Origin of the sequence: Campylobacter geochelonis (genome assembly GCF_013201685.1) — a bacterium.
Taxonomy (GTDB): domain Bacteria; phylum Campylobacterota; class Campylobacteria; order Campylobacterales; family Campylobacteraceae; genus Campylobacter_B; species Campylobacter_B geochelonis.
This window is the reverse complement of record NZ_CP053844.1, coordinates 1,255,230-1,268,967: the sequence shown is the minus strand read 5'-3', so window position 1 is coordinate 1,268,967 and position 13,738 is coordinate 1,255,230. Positions and strand designations below refer to the sequence as shown.

12 protein-coding genes, 2 tRNA genes and 1 other RNA gene are annotated in these 13,738 nt (G+C 34.1%); 13 read left to right on the top strand and 2 right to left on the bottom strand.

Features of this window, described 5'->3' with window-relative positions; translation table 11 throughout:
• Positions 1-12 precede the first annotated feature (12 nt).
• The 11 genes from CGEO_RS05860 to CGEO_RS05810 all read left to right on the top strand — a co-directional run bounded on the left by CGEO_RS05860 (position 13) and on the right by CGEO_RS05810 (position 9,992).
• A tRNA-Lys gene (locus CGEO_RS05860) sits at positions 13-88 on the top strand.
• Between the two features lie 899 nt (positions 89-987).
• A tRNA-Glu gene (locus CGEO_RS05855) sits at positions 988-1,062 on the top strand.
• A gap of 303 nt (positions 1,063-1,365) precedes the next feature.
• Positions 1,366-2,013, top strand: a complete 648-nt coding sequence (locus tag CGEO_RS05850; protein ID WP_075540341.1) for an HAD family hydrolase — start codon at positions 1,366-1,368, stop codon at positions 2,011-2,013.
• Between the two features lie 50 nt (positions 2,014-2,063).
• Entirely contained in the window at positions 2,064-2,324 is a 261-nt protein-coding gene (locus tag CGEO_RS05845; RefSeq protein ID WP_075494413.1) for a DUF2018 family protein, read from the top strand.
• 7 nt (positions 2,325-2,331) lie between these two features.
• Positions 2,332-3,234, top strand: coding sequence for a polyprenyl synthetase family protein (locus CGEO_RS05840; RefSeq protein WP_075494414.1), 903 nt, complete (start codon positions 2,332-2,334; stop codon positions 3,232-3,234).
• A complete protein-coding gene (gene hemA, locus CGEO_RS05835; RefSeq protein WP_075531613.1) occupies positions 3,234-4,535 on the top strand; it encodes a glutamyl-tRNA reductase in 1,302 nt (433 codons plus the stop codon). Before CGEO_RS05840 ends, hemA begins: the two co-directional genes overlap by 1 nt.
• Positions 4,525-6,234, top strand: coding sequence for a proline--tRNA ligase (locus tag CGEO_RS05830; protein WP_075540342.1), 1,710 nt, complete (start codon positions 4,525-4,527; stop codon positions 6,232-6,234). The genes hemA and CGEO_RS05830 overlap by 11 nt, the downstream gene beginning before the upstream one ends.
• Positions 6,231-6,677 (top strand): FxsA family protein, encoded by a 447-nt coding sequence (locus CGEO_RS05825; protein WP_075531612.1) that lies wholly within the window; start codon positions 6,231-6,233, stop codon positions 6,675-6,677. The genes CGEO_RS05830 and CGEO_RS05825 overlap by 4 nt, the downstream gene beginning before the upstream one ends.
• The gene (gene hemC / locus CGEO_RS05820) at positions 6,652-7,605 is read left to right on the top strand and encodes a hydroxymethylbilane synthase (protein WP_075531611.1); all 954 of its coding nucleotides are present in this window, start codon (positions 6,652-6,654) and stop codon (positions 7,603-7,605) included. Before CGEO_RS05825 ends, hemC begins: the two co-directional genes overlap by 26 nt.
• A 9-nt stretch (positions 7,606-7,614) precedes the next feature.
• On the top strand, positions 7,615-8,154 hold the full coding sequence (locus CGEO_RS05815) for a hypothetical protein (RefSeq protein ID WP_075494419.1): 540 nt from the start codon (positions 7,615-7,617) through the stop codon (positions 8,152-8,154).
• Positions 8,155-8,180: 26 nt separating this feature from the next.
• On the top strand, positions 8,181-9,992 hold the full coding sequence (locus CGEO_RS05810; RefSeq protein WP_075540343.1) for a menaquinone biosynthesis decarboxylase: 1,812 nt from the start codon (positions 8,181-8,183) through the stop codon (positions 9,990-9,992).
• A gap of 126 nt (positions 9,993-10,118) precedes the next feature.
• On the opposite strand, the gene CGEO_RS05805 is transcribed toward CGEO_RS05810, so the two are convergent.
• Both CGEO_RS05805 and CGEO_RS05800 read right to left on the bottom strand, forming a co-directional pair.
• Positions 10,119-10,865, bottom strand: coding sequence for an SDR family NAD(P)-dependent oxidoreductase (locus CGEO_RS05805; RefSeq protein ID WP_075540344.1), 747 nt, complete (start codon positions 10,863-10,865; stop codon positions 10,119-10,121).
• Positions 10,862-11,971 carry an HdrB C-terminal domain-containing protein gene (locus CGEO_RS05800; RefSeq protein WP_242648000.1) on the bottom strand — a complete coding sequence of 370 codons (1,110 nt, stop codon included), beginning with the start codon at positions 11,969-11,971 and terminating at the stop codon, positions 10,862-10,864. Before CGEO_RS05800 ends, CGEO_RS05805 begins: the two co-directional genes overlap by 4 nt.
• 49 nt (positions 11,972-12,020) lie before the next feature.
• Here CGEO_RS05800 and truD point away from each other — a divergent pair, with 49 nt between their 5' ends.
• Positions 12,021-13,136, top strand: coding sequence for a tRNA pseudouridine(13) synthase TruD (gene truD / locus CGEO_RS05795; protein ID WP_075531606.1), 1,116 nt, complete (start codon positions 12,021-12,023; stop codon positions 13,134-13,136).
• A 224-nt stretch (positions 13,137-13,360) separates the two neighbouring features.
• Positions 13,361-13,688, top strand: an RNA gene (rnpB, locus tag CGEO_RS05790) — RNase P RNA component class A.
• Positions 13,689-13,738: the final 50 nt, after the last annotated feature.

Genomic DNA, 13,738 nt, shown 5'->3' with positions numbered 1-13,738 from the left:
TTTTTTAACGGTGTCTCATTAGCTCAGCTGGTAGAGCATATCACTCTTAATGATGTGGCCGTAGGTTCGAATCCTACATGGGACACCATTTGCACTAAAATTAATAACAAAAAACCACTTAAAAATCACAATTTCTTAATATCATTGAAGTTCGCTAGAATCGTAGCTATATCATTATTTTACTTATATTTATTTAAGCAAATTTGTTAATAAGCGATATGTGGTGTATTTGTGAATTTAGCAAATTTGCTTGTTAAATTTCTGCATATTTTTAATGAATTTTGATACCAAGCCATTATGATTAATACTAGGCACACATATTTTTTATTAAAAAAATGAAAGAAGTATAAAATATGACCTACAAACAAATATATGGTTAGATTATAAAATAAAAAATAGTGCAACTCAAACCTTGCGATTATCTATTAAAAGTATGCTAAATATAAATTAAAGATAAAAACAAAACAAACTAAAACGTCCAAAACTAAAATATAAAAAGTATGCAACCTATCCAAAGCGCCATTTAAATATGCCAAAGTAGCGCTAGCAAGTGATTTTATAAAGTCAAATTTAGTAAAAGCCAACCATAATTTTAAGTGAAACTATGTTTTCAATTTTTATTTTTATATAGATTCCTACGCGACTTAGATGCGAGAGAAAAGCGTAAAGTTGTATCTTGTGGTGTAAATTTGCAAATTTAGTATCATTTAACTTGTTTTTTATATACTGTGGTTTTATGCCAGATACATTAAGCGCGGTTTCAAGCTAAGTTTATGAAGCTAGATAGTGTTTGCACAACCTTTTTTTATAATAAATTTTTATAAATTCGAGAAGTAATCATAGCTTTGTTAGTTGATACAACCGTTTAAGAAGTGCGATTTATAGAAAAATACTAAATAATTTAAAAATTCAAAAATATTTAAGCGACTTTATTATATACTCACATTTCGATTTTATTTTGTAGATTTTACATCGCATTATAATTTTGGCCCCTTCGTCTAGCGGTTAGGACGCCGGCCTCTCACGTCGGCAACACGAGTTCGAGTCTCGTAGGGGTCACCAAACTTCATCTTTTAGATTTTAAATCAAAATTTTATCACTTTTCCTTATAACTCTTAAATATCCATAAAATGGACTGAACATAAACTTTTTTATTATTTTTGACTAAATTTGCTTAAACGATGTCTTGCATTGAAAAATAGATAAAATTTGCTATTTTTGTAATATTTTTATAAATTTATTTAGGTCGCAAAAAAACATTTCTAAATTTTCCAACTTTTAAAATTTGTTAAATTTAAAAGCAAGTAGATACGTTATTAAGCTTTTTTAACTATCATTTTAAAATCATAAATTTAAGGAAAAAGCATGAGAGTTGTTATTTTTGATATGGATGGAACGCTTATAAATAGCGCTAAGGCGATAGAAATAACGATAAATACAACTAGAAAAAAGCTTGGTTTAACGCCTGATTTAAGTAGTGAATTTATTGTTAAAACGATAAACGATCCGTCGAAAAATTACGCTGTTGAGTTCTATGGACTCACTAATGTGGCACCTGAGTTGAAAATGGAATTTGAAAAGGAATTTATCAAAAACTACGCTCTTTATGCAAGACTTTATGATGGAGTTAAAGAACTTTTAGAAAAACTTCATCAAAATGGCTATTTTATCGCACTTGCTAGTAACGCGCCAACAGTATCTTTAAAAGCTATTTTGGAGAAAAATAAGGTTTTAGAGCTGTTTGATAGCGTTGTAGGAGCAGATAAAAACACGCCTCAAAAACCAGATCCAACGATGCTTTTTAACGTTTTAAAAGAAGCTAGCAAAATAAGACCAGTTAAATACGCTTGTTTTGTTGGCGATAGCATAAAAGATGAAAAGGCAGCAACTAATGCAAATATACCGTATTTGCAAGTTACGTGGGGGTTTGCCGAAGCATCAACTAGTTTTTTAAGCGCATCAAGCACCAAGGAAGCTTATGAGCTTATAACAAACCTTTTTTATGATAATTAAATATTTCTTTTGATATAATCATCAGACTTTATTGCGATATTACTAACAAGGTGCTAAATTTGGATATTTTTGAAGGAACTCCAAGGGAGAAATTTTTTGACATTATATTTAATGCAAATAGAAATTTAGTTGAAAATGAGATAGAAAATTTGCTTATAAAAATCATAGCTTTAAGCGAGCTTTGCGAAGAAAATGGTATAAGTCAAGCTCAAGTTCAAAACTATATATTACAAAACCCAGACAGGATAGAAGATGGGCTAAATGACGCCTTTATCCATCATGTGGGCAATATACTTTCAAACAACGAATAGGGGTTTTATGGACTATTTAGAACAGATAGATAAGATTATGTTAAATTTCATATCCGAACTTGGATATGAACCTATAAATTTAATGTTTTCTAAGATAAATTCAGGTAAAAAACTTCGCTCAAAACTTCTACTAAAGATAACAGATATAAACGAAAAAAGCCTTAAGCTTTGCGCTATTATCGAGCTTATTCACGCTGCTAGCTTGCTTCATGATGATGTCATAGATGAAAGCGATGTAAGGCGTGGAAAACCATCTATAAATGCTACTTTTGGCTCTAAAAACGCCATTATGTTAGGCGATATTCTTTATTCAAAAGGCTATTTTGAACTTTCTAAATTTGAACCCTTTATCGCTTGTAAACTTTCCGATGCGGTATCTAAACTAAGCATTGGCGAGCTTATGGATGTTAGCATGGGCGAAGCTTTTAACGAAGATAAAAACGCTTATATGCAAATGATTTATAACAAAACCGCAGTTTTAATCGAAGCTACAGCTCAGTGTGCTGCGTTTTTACAAGGAGAAGATGAGCTTAAATTCGGTGAGTATGGTAGAAATTTAGGTCTTGCTTTTCAGATAGTTGATGATATTTTAGATGTTACGCAAGATTCAAAAACTCTTGGCAAACCAGCGCTAAATGACTATAAAGAGGGCAAAACAACGCTTCCTTATATCTACCTTTATGAAATTTTAGATGAAAAAGAAAAAGCTATTTTAAAAAACTATTTTAAAAAAGATTTAAGCGATGAGCAAATTTTTTGGATAAAAGATAAATTTAGCGAGCATAAAATCATAGAAAAGTGCGCAAAAGATGTCAAAAATCTAGCAAATAGCGCCATAGAAGCTATAAAAGAGTATGAGAATTTAGGCTTGGTTGAAGTTATACGAAGCATGACAGATAGGGAATTTTAGTGAATTATCTAAATATAAGTTTTACTCATAAAAACACAGATATAGGCATTAGAGAGAAGCTATCTTTTAGCGATGATGATAAAAAAAGAGAAATTCTAAGGCTGATTTGCTCAAACCAAAATGTCTCAGAATGCATGGTGCTAAGCACTTGTAACAGAGTTGAGGTTTTGGCTTTTGTAAATGATTTAGAAAAATCAACAAGCTATATCTTAAAAGCCATTTCAATTTTAAGTGGCGTTGCGCTAAATGAGCTTGAAGAAAGAGCTGATATCTACTATGGAAGTGGGGCTATACACCACCTTTTTGCTGTGGCAAGCTCGCTTGATAGCTTGGTTGTTGGAGAGACTCAGATAGTTGGTCAGATAAAAGATGCGTTTAAATTTGCTCTATCTAATGAAAATTGCGATATAAATATAAAAAGAGCGGTTGAATACGCCTTTAAATGCGCCGCTGAAGTAAGAAATAAAACTGAAATTTCTAAAAACCCAGTATCGGTTTCAAGCGTGGCAGTATCAACTGCAAAAGATATCTTTAAAAGTTTAGATGGCATTACAGCCGTAGTTGTGGGCGCTGGTGATATGAGCGAGCTTGCTTGCAAACACCTTATAACAAATGGCGCAAAAATCATCATAGTAAACAGAAGTAAGCAACGAGCTCAAGATCTTGCAAACTCGCTAAATGGCGATGTTAAAATTGAGCCGTTTGAGAAGCTAAAAAGTTGTATAAATAGCCATCAGCTTATATTTTCGGCGACCTCTTCACAAGATGTTATCATAAAAAACAGTATGCTTGAAAATACACCTTTTGATAGGTACTTTTTTGATATCGCAGTGCCAAGAGATATCGATATAAGCGAAAATGAAAGCATAAAGCTTTATAGTGTGGATGATCTTCAAGAGATAGTTAAGATAAATTTAGCACTTCGCGAAGAGCAAGCGCAAATCGCTTATGGCATCGTTGGAAAAAGCACAAATGATTTTTTTAAATGGCTTAAAACTCTAGCAACAACGCCTATAGTAAAGGCTTTAAGAGGCAAGGCAAAAGAAGTTGCTGAGATAGAGATACAAAAAGCTATAAAAAAAGGTTATTTGAAAAAATCAGATAAAGATGAGGCAAGAAAGCTTATACATCAAGTTTTTAAGGCATTTTTACACACACCAACGATAAATTTAAAAAGCATTGGTGATGACGAAGATGGTGAGTGTATGTTACGCTCAGTTCAACAAATTTTTGATATAAAAGATAAATTTGAAGAGTATAGCTTAGGCATTGAAGAGATGGAGAAAATAGATGAGATTTAGTAAACTTTTTGTACCGACAACAAAAGAAGCACCAAAAGATGCAACGCTTCCAAGCCATGCGTTTTTGCTTCGTGGAGGTTTTGTAGAACAGCTTGGTAGTGGGCTTTATAGCTTTATGCCACTTGGAAAAATGGTCTATGATAAAATTTATAAAGTTATAAAAGAGGAGATGGATAAAAGCGGAGCTCAAGAGGTTCTTTTTAGCTTTGTAACTCCTGCTGAACTATGGAAAGAAAGCGGCAGATACGATGTTTTTGGGAAAGAGCTTTTAAGGATAAAAGATAGAAAAGACAATGAGTTTGTCCTAAGTCCAACCAACGAAGAAAGCGTTGTAAATATGGTAAAAAACCGCATTACAAGCTACAAACAACTCCCACTTCATCTTTATCAGATAAATACAAAATTTCGCGATGAAGCAAGACCTAGATTTGGGCTTTTAAGGGTACGCGAGTTTGTTATGAAAGATGGATATAGCTTTCATGCAAATGAGGAAGATTTGAAACGCGAATTTAATGTTATGCATGATACCTATAGTAAAATTTTTACTCGTTTAGGGCTAAATTTTCGTGCAGTAGAAGCTGATAGTGGTGCGATTGGTGGTAGTGGAAGCAAGGAATTTATGGTACTAGCTGATAATGGCGAAGATGATATATTAGTTTGTGATAGTTGTAAATACGCTGCTAATGTTGAAGCTGCCAAAAGAGCGCCTAGAACTACAAATGCAACCCCGCCAGAGGCAAATATGATGAGTAAATTTGCAACTCCTGGAGCAGATACAATAGAAAAAGTGGCAAACTTTTTTAAAGTTGATAAATTTTATACCATAAAAGCAGTTATTAAAAAAGCTATTTATGAAAAAGATAGCAAAGTTGTTGTATTTTTCGTGCGAGGAGATGATGAGCTTCAAGAGACTAAAGCGCAAAATGCGTGTGGCGCGCTTGAGCTAGTTGATGCTGATGAGAGCGATATCTTAAAAGCTGGTTTGGTTGCAGGATACTGTGGGCCTGCAAATTTGCCAAGTCAAACACTGTTTTTTATAGATAATGAACTAAAAGGTGCTAAACAGATGATTTGTGGTGCAAACGAAGCTGGATACCACACGATAGGATTTAATGTAACTAGCTTTAAAGATGAGAGATTTAAAGATCTTATAGCAGTTCAAGAAGGCGATAGATGCCCTTACTGCGATGGAATTTTGCATAAGACAAAGGGTATTGAAGTTGGGCATATTTTCCAGCTTGGGCAGAAGTATTCAAAGGCAATGAATGCGACATTTTTAGATATAAATGGTAAATCACAACCATTTTATATGGGTTGTTATGGTATAGGTGTAAGTCGCTTGGTAGCGGTTGTTATAGAAAGTAGCCACGATGAAAAAGGGTGTGTGTGGACAAGACAAACTGCACCTTTTGAACTTGAAATAATTATATCAAATTTAAAAGATGAGGCGCAGGTTGAATTTGCTACCACGCTTTATGAAAAGTGTCAAAATTTAGGCATAAAAACTCTTCTTGATGATAGAAACGAGCGCTTTGGCGTAAAGATGAGCGAGTTTGAACTACTTGGTTTTCCATACGCCGTGCTAGTTGGCAAAAGCCTAAATGATGGTGAAGTTGAGCTTATAACAAGAGATGGTTTGATAAAAGAAAAAGTAAGCATAAAAGATATAGAAGAAAAGATAAAAGAAAAGCTACTATGAGAAATTTCACTCTTCCATATATATTTTTTGAAGCTATTTTTATCTATCTTTTTATAAGTAAATTTGGCTTTTTAAATTTTATTTTAGAGGTCATACTTAGTGGAATTTTAGGAGTTTTTATCATATTTAAGTTAGGGTTTTCAAATTTTACAAACCAAATCAAAATCCTAACTCCTAGTAGTTTGTTTGGAAATCTTGGGAGCGTTTTTGGAGCATTGTTATTAGTTTTACCTGGTATTTTTTCAGATGTAGCTGGAATTTTGGTTTTGGTTGTATCTTTTTTTATAAACAAAAAACTTAAAACTAAGGAAAATGAGTATAATAATACGCAAGATTATACGCAAAATTTTACACAAAAACCCAGATACGACAACGATGATATCATAGATGTAGAAATCATAGAAGAGGAAAAAGATAATGGAAAAATTAACCATAGCAACTAGAGGAAGCGCTTTAGCGATGTGGCAAAGTGAATTTATACAAAGCGAGATAGAAAAAAAACACGGCATAAAAGTTGAACTTTTAAGCATGAAGACAAAAGGAGACATTATCCTTGATACTCCACTTGCAAAAATAGGTGGTAAAGGTCTTTTTACAAAAGAGCTTGAAGAGAGTATGTTAAGAGGCGAGTCTGATATCGCCGTACATAGCTTAAAAGATGTTCCTATGCAGTTTCCAAATGGTCTTAAACTTGCAGTTATAAGCGAGCGTGAAGATGTACGAGATGCTATGATAAGTGAGAAATTTGCTAAATTTAGCGAACTTCCACAAGGCGCAAGAGTTGGAACGACTAGTCTAAGAAGAAGAATGCAGCTACTTGCTTTAAGACCTGATTTGACTATCGTTTCGCTTCGTGGAAACATAAACACGCGCCTTAGAAAGCTAAAAGAAGGAGAGTTTGACGCTATTATCTTAGCGGTTGCTGGGATTAAGAGAATCGGGCTTGATAAAGAGGTTAAATTTATCGCTCCTTTTGAAACAGACTTGATGATACCGGCGATGGGACAGGGAGCTTTGGGAATCGAAGCTGTTGATAAAGGCGAAATTTTAGAAAAAATTGATTTTTTGAACAATCAAAAAGCTGTTATCGAAACAACGATAGAAAGAGAATTTGTTAAAGTTTTAGAAGGTGGTTGCCAAGTTCCAATCGGAATAAATGCTAAATTTGATGGCGAAAATGCAGTTGTAAACGCTATCGTTGGTTTGCCTGATGGAAGTGAGTTTATAAAAGAGAGCAGGGTTGTTAAAAAAGCTGATTATAAAACTGCTGGAGCTAAGCTAGCTGATGAGTTTATCAAAAAAGGTGCAAAAGAGCTTTTAAAAAGGGCTGAAGATATGGCAAATGCTTTACAAGGCGAAAATATACACTAAGGAAAATTTATGCAAACACCAGTTTATGAGGAGTTTAGGAAGTCATGGACAGCTTATGTTAAAAGCTTTATATTTTTTATAATTCTTGTGATTTTAACTGTGTATTTGGTGCAAAATAGCCAAAATATATCTAAATTTACTCTATCGCTAAGCGAAAAAACTGGCTTTATGTGGATTAATGAGTGGTGTAAATTTGCCTTAGTTGTCATTTTACTTTTGCTTTTTCTTAAGCTGATTTTAAACGTTTTATACATAAGAAGCTTTAAACTTTATACAGATAAGAGTGGCGTTTGGCTATATAGTGGGATTTTTCCGTGGTCAAAGGGAAGTAGTGGTATAAAGTGGCAAGATATAGAAGATGCGAGTTACTATACTGGATTTGTAAGCTGGTTGTGTCGCTCGTGGACAGTACAAGTAACACACCGTTTTACAAAATCAAGTAGTATTTATCAAAACAATATGGCAAAAGGTCAAAGAGCTGTTGAACATATAAACGAGCTTCATAAGCACTTTTTTGTAGGAAATTCAGACGAGATTAATTACAACTAGAGTTTAAATTTAGACTAAGGAAAAATATGCGAGAGTGGATAGAGAAATTTAAAGCTGCTGGGCTTTTAAGGGTAATTGATGAGCCAGTTGATATAGATCTTGAGATTGCCCATATAAGCTATATCGAGGTTAAAAAACCTGATTCTAAGGCGCTTTTGTTCACTAAGCCTGTGAGTAAAGATGGCAGGCACTATCCGCCGATTTTGACAAATACTTTTGGAAGTTTTGAAGCGTTAAAATTAGTTCTTGGAAAAGATGCGAACGAAATCGCAGATGAGATTCAAAATTTACTAAAGCCAAAAAAACCAACAACTTTTAAAGAGAAATTTGACTTTTTAAGATATCTTGTTAGCCTTAGAAACGTCTTTACAAAGCGTTTAAAAGAGCAAGGCGAGTGCCAAAAAAATCAAAAATTTGGCGAACAAATCGATTTGTATGACTTGCCAAATTTAAAAACTTGGGAAAAAGATGGTGGAGCATTTATCACGATGGGGCAAGTCTATACCAAATCCCTTAGCGGGGAAACCCAAAATTTAGGTATGTATAGACTTCAAATTTACTCTAAAAACGAGCTTGGAATGCACTGGCAAATCCACAAAGATGGCGCGAACTTTTATAATGAGTATAAAAAAGCTGGACTTAAAATGCCAGTATCTGTTGCAATCGGTGGCGACCCGCTTTATATCTGGTGTGGACAAGCGCCACTTCCGCATGGAATTTTTGAACTTTTGCTTTATGGATTTATCCGCAAAAGCCCAGCGAAGTTAGTAAAATCTCTAACAAATGATATCTATATCCCACATGATGCAGACTTTGTCATCGAGGGTTTTGTCGATACAAATGAGCTAAGAGATGAGGGACCATTTGGCGATCATACTGGTTTTTATACGCCGATTTTGCCATTTCCTGTGATGAAAGTAAGTGCTATAACCCATAAAGATGACCCAGTTTATCATGCTACTGTGGTTGGAAAGCCACCTTTGGAGGATAAATTTATGGGTTATGGGACTGAGCGGATTTTCTTGCCGCTTTTTAAGACTACGGCTCCTGATTTGCTTGATTATAAAATGCCTGAAAATGGCGTTTTTCACAACCTGATTTTAGCTAAAATCAACGCATGGTATCCAGCTCATGCTAAACAGATGATGCACGCATTTTGGGGTGTTGGACAGATGAGTTTTGTAAAACATGCTATTTTTATTGGAGCAAATGCGCCTGATTTGGGAGATTTTGAAGCTTTAACGCGTTATGTGCTAAACCGCATAAGCGCTAAGAGTCTGTTTTTTAGCGAGGGAGTGTGTGATCAACTAGATCATGCTAGCCCAAATGCTTGTTTTGGCGGGAAGCTAGGAGTTGATGCTAGTGAGGATTTAAGCGTTGAAGATGTGGTTGATGTGCTTAGTGATGATGAACTACTTGCTAAATTTAAAAGCGTAGATAACGATATAATCGACCTTAAGCAGTATTTTACTGATACTAAAAATCCAATTGTGTTTATAAATTATGATAAAAAAAGCCTCGTAAAAGATAGTTTTAAAAAATTACTTGAGTTTAGAAACCACTTTAAAATTCTCATCTTTTTTGACACGACAAATGCCATTAGCAACATTTATATGAGCGTTTGGAGAGTTACAAACAACATCGATGCTTTGCGTGATATTTTTATAGATAAAGAGCAAATTTGTGTTGATGCGACTGTGAAATTTGAGTGGGAGGGCTACACTCGTGGATGGCCAGATGAGACAAACTGCACAAAAGAAGTTATAAAAAGCTTGATTGATAGGCAGTTAATCGATGATGATAATGAGTTTTTTAGAAAATTTGAGATAATGGGATAACCCAAAAAATACTGCATTTATCTAAAAAAGAGTAAGAAAAGATGTTTTAACTCTTTTTTAGATTTTATTTTGAAGATGTAAAATTTTTAAACGAAGCTGCTAAAAAAGCTACTAAATTTAGCGATTTTATCTAGCTAAAAATCCGCCATCTATGACTAAATTTGTTCCAGTTACCCATTTAGACTCATCGCTTGCTAAATAAAGCGCACCATAAGCGACATCTTTTGGCTCGCCAACTCCACCAAGTGGATGGTTTGATGCAAAAATACTTTTAAACGACTCATCTCCAATCTTATCTTTCATACTAGCGACAAGTTCTGTCATAACCGTGCCTGGAGAGATGGAATTTACTCTGATGTTGTATTTAGCATAGTTTATCGCATCTTGTTTACTCATCGCGATAATAGCTGCTTTTGAAGCACAATACGCTCCAAAATTTTCGCTCCCAACGACTCCTAAAACTGAGCCTATGTTTATAATAGAGCCAGAGCGCTCTTTTATCATCAACAAAATAGCTTGTTTGCTCATCAAAAATGAGCCATTTACGTTTATATCAAAAACACGTTTCCATTCGCTAAATTCAAGCTCGTGGGTGTGTAAATTCTCTCCTGTAATCCCAGCATTATTTACTAAAATGTCTAATTTAGCAAATTTATCTAACACAAATTTATATAGCTTTTCCACGCTTTTTTCATCGCTAACATCAGTGCTAAAAAACACGGCATTTTCGCCAAGTTGATTCATCAAAGCTTTGTTTTCATGTCTTGAAACAACCACAACCTTAGCGCCTTTTGAAACAAAAAGTTTGCAAATCTCAGCGCCGATACCGCTACTTCCGCCAGTTATAATTGCGATTTTATCCTTTAGTCTCATAATCTAACTTTTAAAGTGTGGCTTTTCAAAGTATCGACATGCTCGCCTTTTGCAAGCTTTACAAGCTCATCGGCACTTATCACGTAGTAGTCATGAAGGCTTCTGTTAGTATAGCTTTCTATCTCTTTTGAGTGCTTGTCAAACATCTCAAACGCTTCTTTGTCATTAACTAGTAAAAAATCACTTCCCGAATCAAACGCATCAAAGAGAATTTCACTTGCTAAAGCTACGCCACACTCTTTATCAACGTTATAAATTTTGCTTCCGCAATTTTGATTTTTAAGCTCAAAATTTACAAGCTTTGCGTAGATATTTTTTACAAAAATTTCAGCCTCTTCGTCATCATAAACAGCTATATAGAATTTGCTAAAGTCGGCTGGATAGCTGTTTTTGTTAAAATTTTCTAGCAGGTCTGTAAAATACTGAAATTTCTCTTTTGGTTTGATTTTTATACCAAGCAAACCTTTTAGCTCTTTTACGCACTCATCGGTGTTAAAAGGATCATTTAAAAATTTTGGTTTTATATAATACGCAAGCCACTCTTTTACAATCGATAAAATTTCATCTTGTCTGGTTGGAAATTTTTCTATGAGATACTTTGCGAAAACAAAGCCGCTATTTCCTATAAAATCTTCTTTGAAGTTAATAACCTTGCTTGAGTAAAAAAGCGGTTCAAGACTTAGATAATACCCCATTTCACTTTGAAATTTATCAAACGGTTTAAAAGCTTTGATAAAGTCATCTTTGTTTATGATAAAGTCTTTTACAACTCTTTTTTCTATGATAGGAGATATGGTTAAGACCTTGCCAAATTTAGCTACTATCTCGTTAAAATCGTTATCTAGGCTAATTATACAATCATTTACTTTTAGGAATTTAACATCGCCAAACTCAAAATACGGATCGTTTTTTTGGATATCTAAAAAAAGCTCTTTTATGTTTTTGAAGTTGTAATCTTTATAAAAATATGGCTTGTTGTAACTCGCGATGTCTATTTTAACATCGTATCTAAACAGATAAATTTCTAACATCAAATCCCTTTTTTGTGAATTTATCTTGAGATTATAGCAAAAATATCTTATAAAGAGTTTTGAAGCCAACTTCATATAAAATACTTAAGAAAATATCAAATTTCATCTCAAGGAAAGTAAATTTATGGAAAAACAAGAACTTTTTAAACCTCTTTATGCACTAAACCACACTCCGATAAACGCTCATTTTAGCAAAAACTCGACCGATTTTGTCGTAAGAGAAAACCCTTTGTATGAATTTAGTGGCGATGGGGAGCATCTGATTTTGCATATACAAAAAAAGGATTTAACAACTCCAGAAGCACTTAAAATTTTAAGTGAAATTTCAGGATGTAGGATTCGAGAATTTGGCTATGCTGGGCTAAAAGATAAAGAGGGCATGACAGTTCAATACATCTCACTTCCTCGTAAATTTGAGTCAAATTTAGCAAATTTTAGCCACGAAAAGCTCAAAATTTTAGACTCAACTTATCATAACAACAAAATTCGCATCGGACATCTTAAAGGAAATAATTTTTTTATAAGGCTTAAAAAAGTTATGCCAAGTGATGCTTTAAAGTTAGAAAATGCTATCAAGAAAATCGATGAAATCGGCTTTGCAAACTATTTTGGATATCAAAGGTTTGGTAAATTTGGCGATAACGCAAAAAGTGGTTTAGAGATTTTAAAAGGCGAAAAAAAGCTTAAAAATCCAAAAATGCGAGATTTCTTAATCTCAGCTTATCAAAGCGAACTTTTCAACAGATGGCTTAGCAAGCGAGTCGAGATAAGTAAATTCTCAAATGAATTTGAGGGGTTGGAGATAGCGCAAATTTATGGTTTTAGCAAAGATGAAGTAAAGAATTTAAAATCCCAAAAAAGCTTTTTTAAACTACTTGATGGCGATGTTTTGGGGCATTATCCGTTTGGTAAATTTTTCTTATGCGAGGATTTAAAAAGCGAGTGCGAGAGATTTGAAAAAAGGGATATAACTAGTTGTGGGCTTATAGTTGGAAAAAGAGCGTATCAAAGTGCTGGTTTAGCTCGTAAATTTGAAGATGAAATTTATCAAAACAGCTATGAATTTGAGAATTTAATGGAGGGAAGCAGGAGATTTGCTTGGTGCTATCTTAAAGATGTTAGCTTTAAATACACTCCAGAAACAGCGCAGTTTAGCTTCTCTTTTTCGCTTGATAAAGGCTCGTATGCTACAGTGGTTTTAGAAGAAATTTTACATCGCGATATTTTCGAGCAAGAGTAGAGCTAGTTTAAACGCTATTTGGTTTATAAATTTGCAAAGCAGATATAGCGTTTTAGAATATAACTTAAAATTAACTAAATTTAAGTTATATGTAATGTATAAATTTAGCACTTAAATTTATTTTGATAAAATTTTAATTTTAAAATAGAAGTATTTCAAAGGTTTGGTTTTTAAAATCCATTTTAAAACAGCTAAGTAAAAGCTAAATTTAGCTATAGTTCCAGCTGGCATAGCAAACGATCGCTTTGGCGCTGGAGCCACAGAGGAAAGTCCGAGCTGCTCTAAGACATGGTTCCATCTAACAGATGGCTAGGGAAACCTAAGGGATAGTGCAACAGAAAGTAAACTGCCGCGAAATCGGCGATGGTGAAACGGTGGGGTAAGAGCCCACCAGCGTTTGTGGCAACACAGATGGCTTTGTAAACCCAACCTGCAGCAAGAAGGGACGGTTTTGTCTTAGTAATACAACCCTTCGCTTGAGCTAAGTTGCAAAATTTAGCCTAGATAAATGATCGTTTTTAACAGAACTCGGCTTATCGCTATGCCTTTTATTTTAACCCCCTTTAACCCTTGAGCAAATCCGCTCAAGGGCTTCTTTAACG

What these genes read in the sequence shown, in the direction of transcription:
- CGEO_RS05800 (WP_242648000.1), bottom strand. Translation starts at nt 11,971, where the DNA reads ATGAAGTTGGCTTCAAAACTCTTTATAAGATATTTTTGCTATAATCTC.
- CGEO_RS05830 (WP_075540342.1), top strand. Translation starts at nt 4,525, where the DNA reads ATGAGATTTAGTAAACTTTTTGTACCGACAACAAAAGAAGCACCAAAA.
- CGEO_RS05815 (WP_075494419.1), top strand. Translation starts at nt 7,615, where the DNA reads ATGCAAACACCAGTTTATGAGGAGTTTAGGAAGTCATGGACAGCTTAT.
- CGEO_RS05810 (WP_075540343.1), top strand. Translation starts at nt 8,181, where the DNA reads ATGCGAGAGTGGATAGAGAAATTTAAAGCTGCTGGGCTTTTAAGGGTA.
- CGEO_RS05825 (WP_075531612.1), top strand. Translation starts at nt 6,231, where the DNA reads ATGAGAAATTTCACTCTTCCATATATATTTTTTGAAGCTATTTTTATC.
- CGEO_RS05840 (WP_075494414.1), top strand. Translation starts at nt 2,332, where the DNA reads ATGGACTATTTAGAACAGATAGATAAGATTATGTTAAATTTCATATCC.
- CGEO_RS05850 (WP_075540341.1), top strand. Translation starts at nt 1,366, where the DNA reads ATGAGAGTTGTTATTTTTGATATGGATGGAACGCTTATAAATAGCGCT.
- CGEO_RS05805 (WP_075540344.1), bottom strand. Translation starts at nt 10,865, where the DNA reads ATGAGACTAAAGGATAAAATCGCAATTATAACTGGCGGAAGTAGCGGT.
- truD (WP_075531606.1), top strand. Translation starts at nt 12,021, where the DNA reads ATGGAAAAACAAGAACTTTTTAAACCTCTTTATGCACTAAACCACACT.
- hemC (WP_075531611.1), top strand. Translation starts at nt 6,652, where the DNA reads ATGGAAAAATTAACCATAGCAACTAGAGGAAGCGCTTTAGCGATGTGG.